The organism is Leptospira sarikeiensis (assembly GCF_004769615.1).
Classification (GTDB): domain Bacteria; phylum Spirochaetota; class Leptospiria; order Leptospirales; family Leptospiraceae; genus Leptospira_B; species Leptospira_B sarikeiensis.
This window is the reverse complement of sequence record NZ_RQGF01000035.1, coordinates 30,368-49,258: the sequence shown is the minus strand read 5'-3', so window position 1 is coordinate 49,258 and position 18,891 is coordinate 30,368. Positions and strand designations below refer to the sequence as shown.

Sequence of the window (18,891 nt, the reverse complement as noted above, 5' to 3'; positions counted from 1 at the left end):
TTGATCAAAAATAGAAGGCCCAAAAATCGGATTTTTTCCCGAGAGGGGAGCTCTTATAAGCTAACAAATCCGTAATTCGAAGCAATTCATACTAATGCGACATAATGTTGATTATCGGAAGTTGGGGGAGAAAGCTTCCGTTTTGTCGAAGTGCCTACAAAAACGGAGCAAGGATCTTATCAGTTCTATTTCTGATCTCCGCTCTTAGGTTTTTGTCTAAGGCCAAACCTTTCAAAGGAACCTGTTTTCTATCCTCAAAATACTTTCCACTGGTGTTTTCGAGGCCCGGGGCATCCGCCAGATAGATGGAAGTCTGGGCTCCTTTTTCCGGACTGATAAAGAATAAATTTTTGAAAGCTCCGAAGATCAATTTTGCAGGACCGTTCAGATCTCGGACTAATTCAGTATTGACCACACCAGGATGTAAAACGTTCGCAGTGACGTTAGTCCCTTGCAAAGTTTCTGCCAGATCTTGGGCAAAAAACACATTGTATAATTTGGAATCTGAATAGGCTCCCATCCAGGCAAAATTTTTCGCCTTCTCCAGATCTTCCAGATCCGGTTTGGCATTTTTATGCAATTTTGAGCTTACGATCACGATCCTTGCTTGAGTAGATTTTTGCAAATTTGGCAAAAGTATTTTTGTTAAAAGAACATGGGAGAGATGATTCACTGCGAGGTTCAATTCGTGACCATCTTTAGATTCTTTTCTCTGTTGAGGCATCACTCCGGCATTATTGATCAGACAATCTATCACCGGATATTTAGAAGAAAGTTCCTGACCGATCTTTCCAACTTCCGAAAGAGAACTCAAATCTCCTTGGATAAAATCCAGATGGGAATTTCCGGTTTGTTTAGAAATTTCTTGAAGGGTTTTTTCCGCTTTTTCCTTATTTCTTGCTACTAGAGTAATGGCCCATCCTCTTTCCGCAAGGCCGAGCACTGTAGCTTTTCCGATCCCTTCCGTTCCGCCTGTGATAATTGCTTGTTTCATATGTTCTCCGAATCTCTTATTCTAAAATGTTTTGAGCTATATATGGTATCTTCTACTTTGGATCCTGAGCTAACGCAGATTTACATTTTGGAGAGAGTGAATTTTTATTTTCCGACAAACAACGAATAACAGCTGTTCCTCGATCAGAACAGTATTTGTCCTTATCTTCCTTACATGCTTCCATTCTTTGTTTCGCCTTTTCTCTTACTTCTTGTAAAAGTTCTTTGCATTCTTCCGAAAGATTATCTTCATTCTTTCTCAAACAGGATAGAACTTCCCCTTTGGGAGAATCTTTACAGTATTTTTCCTTTTCCGAACGGCATTGATCTTTGTGAGGATGGCTCGCTCCTTCTTCGTGAGCGAGAAGAGGAAGAGAGAATAAGTAAAAAAGGCACAGATACGCCGTAACTTTTCTAATTCTGCCTTGATTTGTATTTCTAAAAAGCATAGTGGATGAATTTCCTTTAAGACCCGAAGCCGATTTATAAGTTCCTTTTTTTCTAACTGTTAGAATTAACTCAGAATATAAAAACCGAAGTCTAATAAATATAGAAAGTAGGAGCTCCCACGCAACGTTATTATTCGTCGGAACTGAGACAGAAAGATGTAAATGTTTCATACTTCGATTAATAATTTAGAATCGTACATTTTCATCTATCATATGATAATTCTGTAAGAGTACGAGGTCATGCGAACGGCTTCTTGTAGTCCTTCGAGGGACAAACTTAAAATACATGCGCGAGTCTTAAAAGAACTTAGTATACTTTAAGGGAGGTTTTGCGAATCTATCTCGCATTGCACCGATCAAGCGAATGAGATATTTGTTTTTTCCTACTCTTATTTGAAAAAGAGTTTCGGTATTGGTCCAGGTAAGGAACACTATCCTTCGACTTAAAAAGAAAATTACACCTGACGGTGCATTAGAAATCGCAAGGCAAGGATATGGATTACGAAAAGGAAAAAAAGAAACTTCTCTCTGCGAAAACGCCAGAGCAGTATATTGAATTTTCCATAAAATCAAAACTAGAAGGACCCAAGAAGTCCAGTATTACCACAGAATGGTTAAATAAATCCGGTTATTCAATAGATGACATCAAATATGCAAGGAATCGGCATCCTTTTTGGAGAGAAAAAAGAAATAAAGGCTCTTACGAAAGAAACAGCCGCCGCCTAGAATATCATAATTACTACAAAACCGACGAAAAGATCACCTGGGATGAAGCGAAACTTTCCAAGTTTTACGACTTAAATCAGGAAGGAAATGCGGATCATGAGCTCGCTAGGATCTTCAAGACCTCTATCCCTGCCGTGAATCATATTCGTAGAAAGTTCCGCTTCTCCACTATCTTACTAGAATTGGAAAAAAAGAAGCCGAGCAAAGCTGCAGTGATCAAACTTAGCGGTCATTCAGAATCGGTACTCAAACGTCTGATCAAGGAAAAGGGAAAAAAATAAGTTCTCTTTGTCCGTTTCATTGAAGAAACGGACCTTGTCAATAAATTTCTTACGAGAGCAAGACAGAAAGGCCCCTCAAATGAGGGGTCTTCTTCTTTCGGTCTTCAGTTTTCATCTCCCTCATTTTCGGTAAAAAGTTGCACGTCATCCGGCAGAGAGAATCTTGGAACTGATCATCCAATGTATATACAAATCAACCGTTTCTGTTTCCTACTAACTCTAGTATTTCTTTCTTCTTCCGTTATAAACGCGGGCCCGGTAAACGACTTCTTAAGTTCAGACCGTAAATCCGAAAAACAAAGCTCTAAAGAAGAAGAGGAAAAGCCTACTCATTCGTCTCAACCAAAAGAAGAGAAAAAGGTCCAAGAACCCTCTACTCCTGCACCTAAGATCGAAGCAAAAGTTAAAAAAGAAAAAGAAGAGAACTTAGCAGAACATTCCCCTTCTCCTCAAAAATCCAAACGGATCCAACGTAGAAAAAAATCGAAATCCAAAATTTCTAAAAAAGAAAAGGAACCGACTAAAGAGAAGGAAGTAAAAGAGAAAGAAACCGCTTCTAAAAAATACGAAAATTCTTTGCCGGGTGTTTCGGAACTTCCTCCTAAAACTGAATACGATACAAAGAATCAACCGGCAAACGCTGAATTGGGACATGGGAAAGGGATCCCAGTTTTATGTTATCATCATTTGGTCGGGAACCAAAATCCGATGGGCGGATACAATTTAGATCCCAGCCTATTAGAAGAACAATTTAAATACTTAAAATCCTTAGGCTATCAGACAGTAAGTTTAGATCAGTTTTATCAGTATCAACAGGGAAAAGCGGGTTCTGATTTTCCATCTCGTCCAGTTCTTCTGACTTTCGATGACGGATCCTTGACGCATAGAGACGTGCTTGTTCCTCTTCTAAAAAAATACGGGATGAGAGCTTCCGTTTTTATTTATCCTACAGTGATCTCAAATCCTAGATATAAATTTTATCTTAGCTGGGCAGAACTAAAAGACGCATTGGATAGCGGAGTTTTAGATATCGGATCACATACTGTTTATCATCCAAAACTTCCTGCGATGACTAGAGCCGAGATCCGTAGCCAGCTCAAAGATTCCAAAACAACTCTAGAAGCTAAGACAGGAAGAAAGATTCAGGATCTCGCTTATCCATTCGGATTATTCGACGTACGAGTAATTGAGGAAGCAAAGGCTGCCGGATACAGAATGGCATTCACTGTAAATCCTGGGAAAAATGTTCCAGGCACATATGCATATACAATCCATAGGTCCTTGGTGACTTGGGGAATGTCTCAATCTAGATTTAATTCTATCTTAAGCGCGAGTCCTCCAACTAAGATCCAATTAGGCGTTCCGGATGGTTCTTGGGTAAAACCGGGAGATAGTTTTCCAGTTATAGTAGAAGGTCTAGACCCTAAGTCGGTGGCAATTAAGATCAGCGGTAAAGAAGGGATCGTTCAAAGAAAAACGAATACCGAATATATCATTAGAATTCCTGAATTCAAAAAGACTACTTATCCTGCGATGGTGGTAATGGGAAAAACTACTTCCGGTAAACGAAGCGAGACTCAGTTTTTGTTTGTGAACAGAAAAGAGTTTAAAAGGGACCCCGACTAAAGGTTTATTTTTCTTAAATCTTCGGTTTCCAAGCGCCGAGCGTTATATTTTATTTAGAAGATTCGTCAAAATCGTAGACTATTTTCGTGAAAGTTTTTTGACATCTCTAGGTAGGTAAGAATATTTTCGGTATGCCAAAAGATCCTGAGACAAACAGGCAAGGTAAAATCACTCGGACTAAGATCCGTCTTTCTCTTGTTTTATGGACTTGTCTTGGGCTCTTTCCCCTATCTTATTCCCTATTCGCTCAAACAACAACTTCTACCAATCAAATCCTTCGTTTGGATGCACATTCTCCCGGAAAGATACAATTAAGGGAAGAAGTCTCGTATTTGAAAGATACGGAGGGCCTAAGTTGGGAAGATATCTCAGCACAGGATTCGGAGATAGAATTCAAAAAGAATCCGGACAGGATCCCCAATTTCGGTTATGACCCTTCTCCATATTGGTTAAAGTTTACCGTTGAAACGGAAGAATCACTTTCAGAGGAAAGATTTCTCACCTTAGAATATCCTCTTATCGATTATGTGGATGTTTATTGGAAAGATTCCAAAGGTAGAGAAGGAGAATTTCATACCGGAGACATGCTTCCTTTCCGGGAAAGACCTGTAGCAGAACGCTATTTTGTTTTCCCACTTCCTATCGAAGATAAAGTAAAAGTAGACGTTTATATTCGAGTCAGATCGGAAGGTTCTCTTGCCCTCCCCTTGCATCTAGTAACAAAATCTAATTTAGAATCTTCTTCCAGATTCTCTCTTTTGATCAATGGGATCTACTTCGGCGCTTTAGGAGTAATGATCTTCTACAATTTTTTCCTGTTTTTGGGGATCAGGGAAAAAACATATATATATTACGTAATTTTAATTTCTTCCGTAACCTATTTTCTGGTCATGAGTTCGGGATACGGATTCTGGTTCCTACTTCCCAATTCCCCTAAATTTATCAATTTTTCCTTTATTATAGCTACCTGTATCTCCATGATCTTTTTAGGATTATTCGGAGAAGAATATCTACAGACAAAGAACGTATATCCGATCGTTCATAAAGTCATTCGAGGATTGACGATCCTTTGGGGGATATTGATCATTCTGCCGATCTTTGTTCCTTTAAAGTATTTATTCCCGATCACTTCTATTCTTCCTATTATAGAGATCCTGATCTTGATGACTATTTCACTCATCCAAAGTTTAAGAAAGGATAGAAAAGCTCGTATCTTCTTAAGCGCCTGGATCTTTAGTTTGATTGGGACTTTTATATTTTCTCTAAACAAATTAGGATTTTATGATTCGGAAGAGATCGCTTCCGGTATCATGAAGATCGGGATCTTAAGCAATGTCATTCTTCTTTCCTTAGGTCTCGTGGACAGGATCAATACTTTCAGAAAAGAAAAAGACGAGTATAAAGAAAGAGCGGATAAACTTTTCGAGCTCTCTTTAATGGATCCTCTTACTGGTGTTGCGAACCGAAGATTTTTCGATCAAGAATTAGAAAGAGAATGGAACCGTTCCGTTAGGACGGAAAGACCACTTTCTCTGTTGATGATAGATGTGGACTTCTTCAAGGCGTATAACGATACTTATGGGCATTTAAAAGGAGATCATGTCTTATCTCAGGTTGCTCAATCATTAAAAGAATGTTTAAATCGTTCCTCCGATATGATCGCAAGATACGGTGGAGAAGAATTCTCCGTAATACTTCCGGATACTCCTGTGGAAGGTGCGATCGTAGTAGCATTGAATATGTTACAAACTGTGGAAGATATGGGCATTCCTCACTCAGAAAGTACATTCACTAGAGTCACTGTTTCGATCGGCGTGTCTAGCAATACGGATAGAGATATCCATACGTATCAGGAACTATTAGGATTAGCTGATAAAAACCTATACGATTCGAAGGCATTCGGTCGAAATCATATACGTCATTGATTCTTTCTTAAACAATCGTTCGAGAAAGACCATCTAGAAAATCACGTTTTTTTAATTTTTCCTGGACCCTTCTCCTGGTCCGGATTAAAATCGGTCCCCGCATGGAACCTCTCAAACTCCCCTTTCTAAATTCACAGACATTATATTGGATGTTAAAATCTTCTACGGAAACCTTTAAGGATCATCCTGCTCAATTCTTTAAACCGGACGGCAAAACTTATAAATCCGTGAGCTTCAAAGAGATCGGAGATATAGTCGTACGTATCGGGTTAGGTTTAGTTTCGATCGGTGTTAAGAAGAACGAGAATGTAGGGTTGATCGCGGACTCAGGACATCGTTGGCTTTGGGCGAGTTTAGGGATTACGAATATAGGAAGTGTGGATGTTCCAAGGGGAACGGATTCCACATTAGAGGATTTGATCTATATTTTAAATCACTCCAAAGCAGAAGTTTGTTTTGCCGGTAATTTCGAAGTAGTACGTAAGATCCATTCTTCCTACGAATCCTTCCCTCATCTAAAAACAGTGATCTCGTTTGAAAGTTCCACTCATTCAGATCAAAGATTTCCATTCAAACTTTTACATTTAGATGATCTGATCTCGTTAGGCGACAGATGGATCCAGGAAAAAGGAGAATTAGAATTTCATTCTAGAGGGGAATCCGTTCAAGAATCGGATCTAGCTACAATCGTATATACTTCCGGAACTACCGGAAGACCGAAAGGTGTCATGTTGACCCATAGGAACATCATATTCAATGTGAACATGTCCCTGTCATTAGATGATATTCGTATCACTCCTTCGGATCGAACCATGGCTTATCTTCCTCCATGGCATATTGCGGAAAGATTGATCGAGACTGCATGTATTCGTGCGGGTGCCTCGGAAGCGTTTACTTCCATTTCTAGTTTAGGACAGGACTTGCAGGATATCCAACCTACTTTCTTACTCTCTGTGCCTAGAGTTTGGGAAAGTTTTTATAATAAAGTACAGGATAAACTCAAAGACGCTTCTCCCGTTGCTAAATTCCTATTCAGAAGTTTCCAATCCGTCGCAAATTCCTATTACAAATTCAAAAGTAGGCTTTTTGGTCTTGAGTTCGCGTTAAAACCTAGATCCTTTTTCGGAGAATTTTTCCATCGGATAGAAGGACTTTTAGGCACAATGTTCTGGTTTGTACCGAATATTTTAGCTCAATTACTTTTTTCTAAAATACGCAAAAGCCTGGGCGGAAAGTTGAAATTCGCGATTTCGGGGGCAGGAGCTTTACCTGAATATATAGATCGTTTCTTCAATTCCATAGGGATCCCGATCTTAGAAGGGTACGGGATGACTGAAACTAGCGGTGCTTCGACTAGAAGAAGGTTAGATAAGATCACTGTAGGAACTCTAGGTAAATGTATCCCAGGAGTTGAGATCAAAATTTTGGATGAAAAGGGAGAAGAGATCCACGAACCGGGAGTGAAAGGGATCGCTTGGCATAAGGGCGGACATATTATGCAAGGATACTATTTGGATCCTGAGAAAACTTCCGAAACCATGAAGGATGGATGGTTGAATTCAGGTGATCTTCTCCTTTGGACCGCTCAGGGAGAATTAAAATACGCGGGAAGGGCAAAGGATACGATCGTACTTCTCGGAGGAGAAAATTTAGAACCGGAACCGATCGAATTTGCTCTTACACAAAGCGAATTGATCCTACAGGCAATGATCGTAGGCCACGACCAAAAAACGTTAAGCGCACTTTTAGTCCCAGATTGGGAAGCGTTAGACAAACAATTGAGAGAATGGAAGTCCAGATTATTACAAGAAATCGAAGATCCGAATTCGGATCCGGACGTGAGAGAACTTTTCAAAAAGGAAATTAAAGATAGAGTTTCCTCGAAAAACGGTTTCAAAAATTTCGAAAAGGTCTCTAATTTTTACCTTCTGCCTAAGAAATTCGAGCCAGGCGACGAACTTACTATGACGATGAAAGTCAGAAGAAATGTAGTTTCGGATAAATATAAAAACCAAATCGAAGAATTATTCAGATAAATTTGAGATTGGCTGTAACAAAGAAGATATGGGATCGAATTCCAATAAAAAGGAGTTTTTCATGCCGGTTTTGACCCAAACGGTAAAAGATCGATTGTCGATGGTGCTTTCCGTTTTTTCAGCCATTGTTTTTTTACAGACTTTATTTTTCAAATTCACAGGAGACGACGAATCCGTTAAAATTTTTTCCACGTTGGGAATAGAACCTTGGGGTAGGATCGGAACAGGTTCTGTAGAATTTTTCGTAGCAGCGTTATTGATCTTTCCTCCATCTAGATTTGTAGGAGCATTAGTGGGATTTGGACTGATGATCGGTGCAGTACTATCCCATATTTTGTTTTTAGGAATTGTGGTAGATGATGACGGAGGACTATTATTCGCAATGGCGGTGAGTGTTTTAATCGCCTGCACGATTATACTCAATCTAGAGTGGGACCGACGACCTCCGACCTAGTTTCTTTTTTTTATTCTCTTTTCTAAATTCTTACAAAAAAAGAAACGGATCTCTTCTTGTACTTTCTAACGAAGAGTATACGGCTATTTTGATCTTATCCGGAAGGTCAAAACCGTAAATCTTTTCGAAAAAAAGGAACTCTTCTCTAAACCCGAATTCGGATTTGGAAGATAAGAAATATATGAGATCCTATTCTTTGCCAAAAATATTCTATATCTCTCCCATTCTTTTCATCTTTTTGATCTCTCAGTCGTTAGTTGCAAAAACTGGAAAAGAGCCTCTTCCAAAAGTAAAAACAAAGATCTCAAAAAAGAGAAAAGCTCGAGTAGAACAAGAAAATACTCTGACATCGAACGAAAGCAATCTTGAATTTCAAGAAACTGTTCTGACAAGTATGGGTTTTGGAAAAGGCCTTTCCTTTGAGACAGTTGACAAACAGAACTTTTTGAACATGAGGGTTCGTTTCCAGGAAAGAGCTACAGAGACACTTCGCAGCGAAGAAGGGGAAAAGCCTAAAGATGAATTCGAACTACAAACCAGAAGAGCAAGACTTGTTTTTTCGGGAAATTTTTTAGGCAAATTCTGGCAGTATTACATACAATTATCTTTTTCTAATTTAGATATGGAAGAAGATCGCCCTGTTCCGTTAAGGGACGCTTCTCTATCTTATACCAGATTCAATAATGCGAATATTAAGATAGGGCAAATGAAGGTCCCATTCAATCGGCAAAGATTTATCTCAGACGGTCTTCAAGAATTCGTGGATAGGACCGTCGCGAATGAAGAATTGAATCTAGATCGAGATGTAGGAGTCTTAGTATCTTCTACCAATCTTTTTGGATGGAATTGTTTGGGATATTCAGCTGGGATCTTTGGAGGAGACGGGAGAAATAGGACCTCCAACGCGAGTGGTGCTCTGACTAGCGGAAAACTTACCTACTACCCTCTCGGAACTTTTGCGGATAATGGAGAGCCGGATCTAGAACATACAGAAAAACCGAAACTTTCTATTTCTATTGCAGGAGCAAATAACAGGAACACAAATCGGGAATTATCCACTCATGGAGATACTTATCAATTTGCAAGATTCGATTATACTCATACTGGAGCGGAGTTCTTATTCCAATGGAAAGGTTTCTCTGCATCCGGGGAGTACATGACCCGAAAAGCGAATTCTCCTTTCGAAGAAAAAGTGATCGTTTCTCAAACTTTGACCGAATATTCCAGATCGGTTAAGGGGGGATTTTTTCAAGTCGGATATCTTTTCAAGAATAACCTAGGATTAGCTTTAAGATACTCAGAATACAAACCCTGGGGAAAAACGGATCCGAAACTTACTTTTTCCAGAGAAAGAGGAGTCGCCCTATCCTATTATCTGAAAGATCATAATTTGAAATTCCAAGCCGACTACGCGTATCTGGAAGGAGGATATGTGGATAATATAGGCTCTCATAGGATCCGGGCGCAAATCCAAGTCTTTTTATGAAAATTTCCTTTTGGTAAATGTAATCGTTTTTTCATCTCCAAAACTTTTCAGAAAGCGGATCTAAGGCTCGAATCCGTTGACAATCCTAGAGGATTTCATCATATGGAAGTAAGGTATCATTCTGCTAGATGAAATTTCGAAGAGGACGACTTTACGACGCGTTTTTCATTTCGGATATCCATTATCTTCTGAACAAGAAGATCAAATCCCATAAACATAAAGAATTATTCCAATTATTGGATCATCTGAGTAAAAAAGAGATCAAGTTCGACAATCTATATCTTGTAGGAGATATTATAGAGAATTGGTTTTTCAGCGCAGATCGAAGATTACAAAGAGTTAAGGGCAGAAAAAGGTTTAATAAACTTTTTGAAAGATTGGATCGTCTTTCTTCCGGGAACGGAAAAAAATATTATATCGTCGGAAATCACGATACAACTTCTTATTTGATGAGACTGACCCCTAAAGTGGAACATTATCTGATCGAAAGAGGTTGGATCATCTGCGAAAAAGCCGAAAACGATATACTCATCGCGATCCATGGGCATCAAGGCCAATACAATAAATTCACTTGGATGGGCTCCATTCTGGTGCTTAGGATCCTGCATGTTTTCGCTTCTGCATTTCCGGCATTATTCAAATTTTCCGAAAACTTCTATCATAAACATCTGAATAGGCAGGACCCGAGCACTGTCGAAGAAACACTTCATTACTATCAAAAACTTTCCAAGCTTACTCATCAGGAAAAGAAGGTATTGATCTCGGGTCATACCCACGATTTTTTGTGTATCCCCAAAATGAATATCATCAATACTGGAGATTGGGTGAAGAGTAATACTTTTGTCATTCAGGACGGCAAAAAATTCTCCGGAATTCGGATGACTGCTCGAAAAGAATTTAAGAAAGAATTCGTCTTACAAGTTTGATCCTTTTTTACTAATATTAGAACCTCATCTTCCGCATTTTTCCGCTCTAAAAACTAATTTGCAATTTCTTTCCTATACGATATACTTCGGCCCATGTCCGAAGAATTATTTCTCGAATATTTACAACTCATAGATGAACACGCCTGGCTTTTTTGGTCAGGAGTGGGTTTTGTTTTTTTAGCAATCGTTTTTATTCACGATATATTCCAGAAAAAGCATACGATCAAACATAACTTTCCGATCGTAGGCCATATCAGATATCTATTCGAAAAAATAGGCCCGGAACTAAGGCAGTATTGGGTTGCAAACGATAAGGAAGAAATGCCTTTCAATCGAGCGGAAAGATCCTGGGTATATGCGACTGCGAAATCGCAGAATAATAATTTCGGTTTCGGAACAACCGAGTTGTTGTACGACGCGGGCTATCCGATCATCAAACATTCTGCCTTTCCTTTTTCTGATAGTAAGGCAAAGTTTATAGAAGGTGATAGTTCTATGATCCCTGCTTTGAAAGTAATGGGAGAATTCCGAAATCGAAAAAAATTATACAGACCTGCTTCGATAGTAAATATTTCAGCAATGTCTTACGGATCTTTGGGAGAAAGGGCCGTTTCTTCTTTGAATAAAGGTGCGAAGATCGCACGTTGTTATCATAATACCGGAGAAGGGGGACTTTCTCCCTATCATAATTTCGGCGCTGACGTTATGTGGCAATTGGGAACGGGATATTTCGGAGCTAGAGACGAACATGGGAGATTTTCTTTGGATCGTTTTTTGAAACGATTATCAGATAATCCGAATGTTCGAGCAATAGAGATTAAACTTTCCCAAGGAGCAAAACCTGGAAAAGGTGGGATCCTCCCAGGAGCAAAGGTCACAAAGGAAATTGCAGAGATACGTGGGATCAAACCAGGACAGGATTGTATTTCTCCGAACGCGCATACGGAATTCGATGATGTGAAAAGTCTCATCGAATTTATAGAAAAAATAGCAACCGAATCAGGACTTCCTGTCGGGATCAAGAGCGCAGTAGGAGAATCTAAATTTTGGGAGGAGCTTGCGATTAGAATGAAGGAGACTGGTCATGGGCCTGACTTCATTACGATCGACGGAGGAGAAGGAGGAACTGGAGCGGCACCTTTAACTTTTACGGACCACGTATCCCTTCCATTTAAGGTGGGGTTTGCTAGAGTATATAAGATATTTCAAAATTACGGTTTGGACGATCGAGTCGTTTGGATCGGGAGCGGTAAATTAGGTTTTCCTGACAGGGCCATCGTTGCATTCGCAATGGGATGCGACCTCATACATGTCGCTAGAGAAACGATGATGTCTATCGGATGTATCCAAGCCCAAAAATGTCATACTGGGCATTGCCCTGCGGGCGTGGCCACTCAAAGTAAATGGTTACAAGCAGGTTTGGACGTGGAATTAAAAGCAAAACGTGCAGCGAACTACATTAAAGGGTTTAGAAAAGAATTACTATCAGTCGCTCATGCATGTGGATATGAACATCCTTTACAATTTACAGGGAACGATATAGAGATCGGCGCGGGTCAGAATAGATTCAGAACATTAACAGAAGTTTTAGAATACGAAAGGGTCCCCGTTCGATTTACTACTATGATGGATTATACGAGTCATATCACTGCACTCGGATAAATCCGTTTTGTTTTAAATCGCTTGCATTAGGTCGGGTCCCTAGGAATATTTGCGGGACCTAAATGAGATCTATCATACTATTTTTCCAAGATTTTTGGGAATTCATTCGTTTTCCCAAAAACAAATTTCAGAAAAAAACTCCATTCCCCGGATATCAGAAACTTTTTCTAAAAACTTCCGTGCCGATCCTAATCGGATATTTCTTTGCGCATCTCTCTTTTAAGGCCTTAGGTTTACAATATGTGTTTTTAGGCGGGTCTATTTCGAATTTACTGACTCGTGTTATTCTTCCGGATCTATTTGTAGGAACATTATATGCTCTTTTACTTACTGTACTCTTATTAGGGCTTGGAACAGGGATCTTTTGGAGTATTACAAAAATTTTCTCCTATCAATTCGATCTAGAGAGAAGTTTAGACTTAAGTTCTAAATTTTCGTATTTATTTCTAATATTGGGACTTTTGATCTTCTTCGGATTTTCAGGAATGTTCGGGTCCGTCATATATTTGCTTTTCTTTATATACTTCTCCTTTATAGTTATACTCTCCTTGTTCTACGGGATAGAAGCGAACCAAAGAATTAGTATCATTTTTGGATTGTTGATCGGTCTGGCATCGTACAGTGTCTTCTTTTTAAAAGACAATACCCAACTTGAAAACTTTAATCTACCCTCTCAACCAGAAACGATGACTCCGGAAGAAGAACAGGAGAAGATCCAAGAGGCGGAAGATGTGATCCGCAAGTTAGAAGAAGCCAGAAAAGCGAAAGGTTACGTAGACTAAATTATTTTAAGAAAGGATAAAGAATGGCGAGAGTTCAACTGGATCTGCCGGAAAAATTGGCATGGTCAACAAGTTTAAATATCAGGATCTATGATACGAATTTTGCCGGGCATTTAGCTCACGATAGAGTCGTCTCCTTATTGCATGAATCCAGGGCCAGACTATTCAAAGAAAAAGGATTTTCAGAATTAAACGTGAACGGTTATGGAATTATCCTTACTGATCTTGTAGTGGAATATAAGGCCGAGGCATTTTTCGGGGACCAAGTCCGAGTAGAGATCGGCGCAGGTGATTTCACAACAAAAGGTTGCGATCTTTATTATAGAATGATCCATACAGATGGACCGATCAACGGCAAGATCGTATGCAACGCGAAAACCGGACTCGTTTTTATGGATTATACCACAAGAACCGTGAGTAATATCCCGGAAATATTCAAGTCTTGGTTTTAGATTTCAACATTTTTTACTTTTCTTTTTAAGAGAAATTATTTCTGAAAGGGTATCCTTTAACACATTTTTATAATGTACCTTTCCGAAACTTAGATCTTCTCCGGCCCAAAAGAAAAATAGAAGAGGAAGCCATTGCCATTGTGAAACTGCATGAGTGTAGCTTTTTTTGAATAAGAATTTTTTATTCTCAAAAACGATGACATCAAAAGTCTCCGTGGTAACATTATGACCCGGAAGTATGGTCAATGTGATCGTAGAGAATAACATGGAAGTATAACCTAAAAGTGGATACTCCAATCGATTATTGATCTGGATAAATATGCCGTCCGGGACCTGCCCTTCCTTCGGGTTATTCGTTAGGATGCCAGATTCCAAAAACACTTCTCTCGCCATCAAATCCAGTTGAGGATGGGACTGTCCGTTCAAGGGATCCGATTTAACTTTTACATCCTGAGTTGTCCTATCCCCCTGCTTGATTTCCTTCACTTCAATATCCGGAGGAAGACCACTGATCATAGTTCTGAAAGAGACGGAACTAATACATGCGGAAGGAGCAGTTGGTTTATCTTCTAGTACTGGGTTCGTGGTATGATAGATCAAACAAGACCCGAATACTATATAAGAAGGGAACAAGATGAGAATATAGGCCCTTTTCATGGCCTGAGAGCATAACAGGAAAAGTCGAGAAGGTCAACAGCAGCAATAAGTTTTTTACTAAACGAATATGTTCTAAATAACGTATTCTATCTTATTCTCTTTTTATCTAAATGATAGGTCAATGCAAACGATATGCACTGTTTCAATTCTGTTTTGGGTAAAACATCTCCTTTAGAGAATATAATACATCGATTACCCTCGAAACGAAATTTTTTAGGAAATAGTTTTCTGAATCTAGATACAAGATCCGTTTGACAATGAAAGAAGATCGCATATTCCTTCTCTCCTTTAAGCGCATCAATTCGGATCGTACTGCCACTTTTAGTTTCAGGAGTAATATAACTGGGCTGCCCCCATTTTAAGACCTCTTCTAACTGTCCGGTTCCTGCTGTTTCTTCTGCGGTCTTAAAGATCAACTCTCTTAAGTTAAGAAGTTCTGCTTGTAAAACTTTTGGATAGTCCGCAAATAATCTGGCTACGTCGGAATTATTGAATTTTCTGAAATATTCCTTTTTCATGGCGCCGCCTACTTCTGATCTCTTTGTTAAGGATCAGTATGTTGGAATTCCAACATGAAATCTTGACCTTTTGTGCTTTTATAGGATAGAAATATAGATATCGGAGACCGGGTTTTTGGGATCCCAGAATCTTTCATCGAATACGTCGAAATCGTCCTCAGAACCTCTTTCATATTCGCTATTTGGAAGCCAAGTGCCGTAAATATACTTCCAAGCGTTCAATAATTTTTCCATAGTATTTCCAGGAACGGTAAACAACATATATTTAGAAGCAGGAAGGACTTGTTTTGTAAAACCGGATATCGGTAAAGTTTCCGAGTCTACCTCCGCGCCCACGAAAAAATCAAAGTTTTCATCCAAATCCCAATTCGAATATACTCCTTGGACAGTATGAGTGTCTTTTCGGTTAGGGATCTGATCAAAAATCCCATTCGCATATGATTCTTCCCAAATCCTAGGGATATCCGATACACTTTTGTCCTTTTGCATCGAAGTTTTATAAGTTTTACCGATCAGAACGGAACTATTTCTAATTACTGGTTTAAATTCTATCCCGACACCTTCATAAACCGATCTATATTTTTCCTCTTGAATATTAATTTTTTCAAATATAAGATGCTCTTCCGAATTTCTATAATCAGAAGGAAGAGTCCCGTATTCCTTTTTAAATTCACGCAGGAAGGTTTCCGGAGCCTCATATTGGAATTCCAACGCGATATCAATGATCTTAGATTTAGTTAGGATCAGTTTTTGAGCTGCCTCCGAAAGTCTTCTTTTTCGAATATAAGAATAAACGGAATGGCCAGTCATATACCTAAATATTCTTTGAAAATGCCATAAAGAGCTGAAAGAATTATCCGAAACATCTTTAACCGTAATATTGTTCTTAAGGTTTTTTTCGATAAACCTTAAGGCAGAATCTATCTTATCGTAATGGTTTATCATAAAAAATGAATGTCTATTTGGCGATCACTGCCATTTGCGCACATCTGATCCCATCCATCGCGGCAGAGATGATCCCGCCAGCGTATCCGGCACCTTCTCCGCAAGGATACAATCCCTTGATCCTGATATGCTCCAAGGTTTCAGGATCTCTAGGAATACTGACAGGAGAAGAAGTCCTGGTCTCTGGAGCATGGACAACAGCTTCATTCGTAAGATATCCTTTCATGGATTTATTAAATTCTTTAAATCCATTTTGTAGAGCTTGAAAAACGAATTTCGGAAGTACTGAACTTAGATCTGCAGGAATGATCCCAGGAGGATAAGAAGTTTTAGGAAGATCGGAAGAAATTTTACCTTCTACAAAATCCACAAGTCTAGCGGCGGGCGCTACCTGAGTTTTTCCTCCTGCAACCCAAGCTTTTTGTTCTATCTCTTTCTGAAATTCCATTGCAGCTAAGGGACCGAACTTTTTGAAAGGAATAAAATCTTCCTGCTTAAGTTCTGCTACGATCCCCGAATTCGCAGTAGGCCTTGCCCTTTTGGAAGAAGACCAACCGTTTGTGACAATCTCTCCCGGTTTTGTAGCGCAGGCAGCGATCACTCCTCCAGGGCACATACAGAAAGAATATACCCCCCTTCCTCCTATCTGTTTTACGACACTATAAGGAGAAGGAGGAAGAAAAGGCCCTCGAACATCGCAGCTATACTGTATAGAGTCTATTAAAGATTGTTTATGTTCTACACGAACACCGACAGCTAGAGGTTTTAGATTGATATCTATACCTTTTGCATAAAATAATTCGAATATATCTCTTGCCGAGTGTCCGGTCGCGAGAATTACTCTGTCGGAAAGAAAACGGTCTCCATTCTTAGTAACTACTCCTTTAATCGAATTTCCCTCGAGTAAAAGATCGGTGACCCTTTTATTAAAATGAACCTCTCCTCCTCTTTCAATAATCGTTTCTCTGATCTTCTTTACGATTTTCGGAAGTTTATTTGTTCCGATATGAGGATGAGCTTCCGCTAAAATATTCGGATTTGCCCCGAATGCTACTAAGAGTTCCAGTATTCTACGAACGTTCCCACGCTTTTTGGACCGGGTGTATAATTTGCCGTCCGAGTAAGTCCCGGCTCCGCCTTCCCCAAAACAGTAATTTGAATCTTCATCAACTATATGATGGGCATTAATATTCTGAAGATCTTTAGGCCTCTCGCTTACGTCCTTCCCTCTCTCCAAAACGATCGGCTTATAGCCGGACTCGACCAATTGTAAAGCGGAGAATAAACCGGCGGGCCCGGCACCTACGATAATGACTTCTTTGGAATTTCTGACATCCGGATAATCGGGAAGAAGGATCGGCTTTTCAACGAATTCCTCGTTGATATAAACACGGACCTTCAGATTCACAAAGACGGTTTTTTGTCTGGCGTCAATGGAATGATTCAGGATCTCTAAATGTTTGATATCCGACGGGGGGATCTTTTTGGATTTAGAAATATATTGAGTTAATTGATCAGCTTGCTCTGCAATTTCCGGCAAGAGCCTGAGTTCCAATTCTTGGGTCATAGTTCGGGACCAAAAGTTTTGAAGATTAGTATGTTCAGAATATAAAAAAGAAAGGAGGAAGGAGGCAAGGATTTTCTAAAAAACAGGGAGGAAATCGGTAGGAGATTTGAAGCGGAAAAGAGGATTCCGGGGAAGGAGTAAAATTAGAATCGCAAAATTCTCAGATCGAATTGTAAGTTGAAAAACTTAGGCAATATCCGAGCTGGTTTTTCTATTTCGTGAAGTGTAGGAACTTTATGTAGAAGAATGAAAAGGTAGATTCTTGAAAGTAACAGATCGACAAAAGAGAAATTTCTTAAAGTCATTAAAACAAGCAAGGGTCGATTCTGGGTTCACTCAAAAAGAAGTCGCAGAAAGAATAGGAACAAGTCAAAGTTTTATATCTAAAATAGAGTCGGGAATACTTTCTTTGGAAGTTGAAATATTCCTAAAAATGTATCAATTGTATGGAAAACCCGCCGGGTTTTTCTTCTCAGCGTATTCTGGAAAATGATCAATTCAAATCGATAAACATGATAGAAACTTCCACTTCGTGGTAAATCTCCCGACTCAATACTTTCCATCCTCTTTTGGAATAATATTTTTCCTTATCAGGAGTGTATAAAAAAAGCCTAGTTACTCCGGAATCTTTTGCGATCTGGACCGCTTTTTCCAAAAGACTGGAACCTAATCCGAAATTCCTATATTCTAATTTGACATATAAACTTGCGAGCCAAGGCGAAAACTCGCGATAAATATCCATATCATATTCTTTTAATGAAACTGTGCCTGTCAGTTTTCCGAAATCGTCCACAGAAACTAGAACAGAAGGAACTTCAGAACCGCTGATCCGTTTTATAACTGAATCTCTATAGTCCTTTAGTGTTTTCCCTGGGGAAAGATGGGACCATTCTGCAAAGCATAGAGAGGCCACCTCATCCACAAATTCCGGTTTTTCTTTTAAATAGATTATTCGCATAAAGGATCTCTAAAATTTAATTTGGATCGATTTTTCGGATAAAGTCCATATATTATTTTAAACTAATGATGTATTGGACAATTGCTTCCAATTCTTGAGGACTTATTTTATTTTTATAATAGATTGGCATCACAGGAGGATATTCTGCTCGGATCTTTTTACTGGGTTCTAATATCGATTCCTTAATAAATTCTATATCGGCCTTAACATTCGATCCATCCGTCAATGGTATTATGCTACCATACAACCCTTTCATCGAGGCTCCCACAAATCGTTGGCCATCGATACTATGGCAAGCGTTGCATGATAAATTATCGCTATTGAATAATTTTTTGCCCAACGCTATTTTTTTGGAGTTTGACTGAGAAAATATCTGTGCGATCGGCGCAACATAAAACGACACCACAATCAAAATCGTTAATGGATAAAGTAGTGTAAGCCGAGACAT

At 39.2% G+C, this 18,891-nt stretch carries 19 protein-coding genes; 11 read left to right on the top strand and 8 right to left on the bottom strand.

The window, feature by feature from the left end; translation table 11 throughout:
- Window positions 1–154: 154 nt before the first annotated feature.
- Both EHQ64_RS17050 and EHQ64_RS17045 read right to left on the bottom strand, forming a co-directional pair.
- Window positions 155–994 carry an SDR family oxidoreductase gene (locus tag EHQ64_RS17050; RefSeq protein ID WP_135651004.1) on the bottom strand — a complete coding sequence of 280 codons (840 nt, stop codon included), beginning with the start codon at window positions 992–994 and terminating at the stop codon, window positions 155–157.
- A gap of 52 nt (window positions 995–1,046) precedes the next feature.
- Window positions 1,047–1,613: a cysteine rich repeat-containing protein gene (locus EHQ64_RS17045; protein WP_246048822.1), complete on the bottom strand. Its 567-nt coding sequence runs from the start codon at window positions 1,611–1,613 to the stop codon at window positions 1,047–1,049.
- A gap of 323 nt (window positions 1,614–1,936) precedes the next feature.
- On the opposite strand from EHQ64_RS17045, the gene EHQ64_RS17040 reads away from it, so the two are divergent.
- The 10 genes from EHQ64_RS17040 (at window position 1,937) to EHQ64_RS16995 (ending at window position 13,798) form a co-directional block, all read left to right on the top strand.
- A complete protein-coding gene (locus tag EHQ64_RS17040) occupies window positions 1,937–2,449 on the top strand; it encodes an LB099 family protein (RefSeq protein ID WP_135651003.1) in 513 nt (170 codons plus the stop codon).
- Between the two features lie 180 nt (window positions 2,450–2,629).
- On the top strand, window positions 2,630–4,075 hold the full coding sequence (locus EHQ64_RS17035) for a polysaccharide deacetylase family protein (protein ID WP_135651002.1): 1,446 nt from the start codon (window positions 2,630–2,632) through the stop codon (window positions 4,073–4,075).
- Between the two features lie 131 nt (window positions 4,076–4,206).
- The gene (locus tag EHQ64_RS17030) at window positions 4,207–6,000 is read left to right on the top strand and encodes a sensor domain-containing diguanylate cyclase (RefSeq protein ID WP_135651001.1); all 1,794 of its coding nucleotides are present in this window, start codon (window positions 4,207–4,209) and stop codon (window positions 5,998–6,000) included.
- A gap of 101 nt (window positions 6,001–6,101) precedes the next feature.
- Window positions 6,102–8,036: an AMP-dependent synthetase/ligase gene (locus EHQ64_RS17025; RefSeq protein ID WP_135651000.1), complete on the top strand. Its 1,935-nt coding sequence runs from the start codon at window positions 6,102–6,104 to the stop codon at window positions 8,034–8,036.
- 61 nt (window positions 8,037–8,097) lie between these two features.
- On the top strand, window positions 8,098–8,490 hold the full coding sequence (locus EHQ64_RS17020) for a DoxX family protein (RefSeq protein ID WP_167882427.1): 393 nt from the start codon (window positions 8,098–8,100) through the stop codon (window positions 8,488–8,490).
- A gap of 181 nt (window positions 8,491–8,671) precedes the next feature.
- On the top strand, window positions 8,672–9,976 hold the full coding sequence (locus EHQ64_RS17015; protein WP_135650998.1) for a porin: 1,305 nt from the start codon (window positions 8,672–8,674) through the stop codon (window positions 9,974–9,976).
- Window positions 9,977–10,104: 128 nt separating this feature from the next.
- Window positions 10,105–10,902 carry a UDP-2,3-diacylglucosamine diphosphatase gene (locus tag EHQ64_RS17010; RefSeq protein ID WP_135650997.1) on the top strand — a complete coding sequence of 266 codons (798 nt, stop codon included), beginning with the start codon at window positions 10,105–10,107 and terminating at the stop codon, window positions 10,900–10,902.
- 93 nt (window positions 10,903–10,995) lie between these two features.
- Window positions 10,996–12,564 (top strand): FMN-binding glutamate synthase family protein, encoded by a 1,569-nt coding sequence (locus EHQ64_RS17005; RefSeq protein ID WP_135650996.1) that lies wholly within the window; start codon window positions 10,996–10,998, stop codon window positions 12,562–12,564.
- Between the two features lie 62 nt (window positions 12,565–12,626).
- Window positions 12,627–13,346 (top strand): hypothetical protein, encoded by a 720-nt coding sequence (locus tag EHQ64_RS17000; RefSeq protein WP_135650995.1) that lies wholly within the window; start codon window positions 12,627–12,629, stop codon window positions 13,344–13,346.
- Between the two features lie 23 nt (window positions 13,347–13,369).
- The gene (locus tag EHQ64_RS16995) at window positions 13,370–13,798 is read left to right on the top strand and encodes an acyl-CoA thioesterase (protein WP_135650994.1); all 429 of its coding nucleotides are present in this window, start codon (window positions 13,370–13,372) and stop codon (window positions 13,796–13,798) included.
- A 3-nt stretch (window positions 13,799–13,801) separates the two neighbouring features.
- Here the strand turns inward: EHQ64_RS16995 and EHQ64_RS16990 are convergent, their stop codons facing one another.
- The 4 genes from EHQ64_RS16990 to EHQ64_RS16975 all read right to left on the bottom strand — a co-directional run bounded on the left by EHQ64_RS16990 (window position 13,802) and on the right by EHQ64_RS16975 (window position 17,485).
- Window positions 13,802–14,455: a hypothetical protein gene (locus tag EHQ64_RS16990; protein ID WP_135650993.1), complete on the bottom strand. Its 654-nt coding sequence runs from the start codon at window positions 14,453–14,455 to the stop codon at window positions 13,802–13,804.
- Window positions 14,456–14,541: 86 nt separating this feature from the next.
- Window positions 14,542–14,973 (bottom strand): DUF1801 domain-containing protein, encoded by a 432-nt coding sequence (locus tag EHQ64_RS16985; RefSeq protein ID WP_135650992.1) that lies wholly within the window; start codon window positions 14,971–14,973, stop codon window positions 14,542–14,544.
- 78 nt (window positions 14,974–15,051) lie between these two features.
- On the bottom strand, window positions 15,052–15,918 hold the full coding sequence (locus EHQ64_RS16980; RefSeq protein ID WP_281275543.1) for an effector binding domain-containing protein: 867 nt from the start codon (window positions 15,916–15,918) through the stop codon (window positions 15,052–15,054).
- Between the two features lie 13 nt (window positions 15,919–15,931).
- Window positions 15,932–17,485 (bottom strand): NAD(P)/FAD-dependent oxidoreductase, encoded by a 1,554-nt coding sequence (locus EHQ64_RS16975; RefSeq protein ID WP_135650991.1) that lies wholly within the window; start codon window positions 17,483–17,485, stop codon window positions 15,932–15,934.
- A gap of 262 nt (window positions 17,486–17,747) precedes the next feature.
- Here EHQ64_RS16975 and EHQ64_RS16970 point away from each other — a divergent pair, with 262 nt between their 5' ends.
- A complete protein-coding gene (locus EHQ64_RS16970) occupies window positions 17,748–17,978 on the top strand; it encodes a helix-turn-helix domain-containing protein (RefSeq protein ID WP_135650990.1) in 231 nt (76 codons plus the stop codon).
- Here EHQ64_RS16970 and EHQ64_RS16965 read toward each other — a convergent pair whose 3' ends face one another.
- On the bottom strand, window positions 17,979–18,443 hold the full coding sequence (locus EHQ64_RS16965; protein ID WP_135650989.1) for a GNAT family N-acetyltransferase: 465 nt from the start codon (window positions 18,441–18,443) through the stop codon (window positions 17,979–17,981). It lies immediately after the preceding gene.
- Window positions 18,444–18,495: 52 nt separating this feature from the next.
- Window positions 18,496–18,891: a c-type cytochrome gene (locus tag EHQ64_RS16960; RefSeq protein ID WP_135650988.1), complete on the bottom strand. Its 396-nt coding sequence runs from the start codon at window positions 18,889–18,891 to the stop codon at window positions 18,496–18,498.

Bases quoted from the DNA above. Each gene is read 5' to 3' on its own strand.
- EHQ64_RS17050 (WP_135651004.1), bottom strand. From the start codon at position 994: ATGAAACAAGCAATTATCACAGGCGGAACGGAAGGGATCGGAAAAGCT.
- EHQ64_RS17045 (WP_246048822.1), bottom strand. From the start codon at position 1,613: ATGAAACATTTACATCTTTCTGTCTCAGTTCCGACGAATAATAACGTT.
- EHQ64_RS17040 (WP_135651003.1), top strand. From the start codon at position 1,937: ATGGATTACGAAAAGGAAAAAAAGAAACTTCTCTCTGCGAAAACGCCA.
- EHQ64_RS17035 (WP_135651002.1), top strand. From the start codon at position 2,630: ATGTATATACAAATCAACCGTTTCTGTTTCCTACTAACTCTAGTATTT.
- EHQ64_RS17030 (WP_135651001.1), top strand. From the start codon at position 4,207: ATGCCAAAAGATCCTGAGACAAACAGGCAAGGTAAAATCACTCGGACT.
- EHQ64_RS17025 (WP_135651000.1), top strand. From the start codon at position 6,102: ATGGAACCTCTCAAACTCCCCTTTCTAAATTCACAGACATTATATTGG.
- EHQ64_RS17020 (WP_167882427.1), top strand. From the start codon at position 8,098: ATGCCGGTTTTGACCCAAACGGTAAAAGATCGATTGTCGATGGTGCTT.
- EHQ64_RS17015 (WP_135650998.1), top strand. From the start codon at position 8,672: ATGAGATCCTATTCTTTGCCAAAAATATTCTATATCTCTCCCATTCTT.
- EHQ64_RS17010 (WP_135650997.1), top strand. From the start codon at position 10,105: ATGAAATTTCGAAGAGGACGACTTTACGACGCGTTTTTCATTTCGGAT.
- EHQ64_RS17005 (WP_135650996.1), top strand. From the start codon at position 10,996: ATGTCCGAAGAATTATTTCTCGAATATTTACAACTCATAGATGAACAC.
- EHQ64_RS17000 (WP_135650995.1), top strand. From the start codon at position 12,627: ATGAGATCTATCATACTATTTTTCCAAGATTTTTGGGAATTCATTCGT.
- EHQ64_RS16995 (WP_135650994.1), top strand. From the start codon at position 13,370: ATGGCGAGAGTTCAACTGGATCTGCCGGAAAAATTGGCATGGTCAACA.
- EHQ64_RS16990 (WP_135650993.1), bottom strand. From the start codon at position 14,455: ATGAAAAGGGCCTATATTCTCATCTTGTTCCCTTCTTATATAGTATTC.
- EHQ64_RS16985 (WP_135650992.1), bottom strand. From the start codon at position 14,973: ATGAAAAAGGAATATTTCAGAAAATTCAATAATTCCGACGTAGCCAGA.
- EHQ64_RS16980 (WP_281275543.1), bottom strand. From the start codon at position 15,918: ATGATAAACCATTACGATAAGATAGATTCTGCCTTAAGGTTTATCGAA.
- EHQ64_RS16975 (WP_135650991.1), bottom strand. From the start codon at position 17,485: ATGACCCAAGAATTGGAACTCAGGCTCTTGCCGGAAATTGCAGAGCAA.
- EHQ64_RS16965 (WP_135650989.1), bottom strand. From the start codon at position 18,443: ATGCGAATAATCTATTTAAAAGAAAAACCGGAATTTGTGGATGAGGTG.
- EHQ64_RS16960 (WP_135650988.1), bottom strand. From the start codon at position 18,891: ATGTCTCGGCTTACACTACTTTATCCATTAACGATTTTGATTGTGGTG.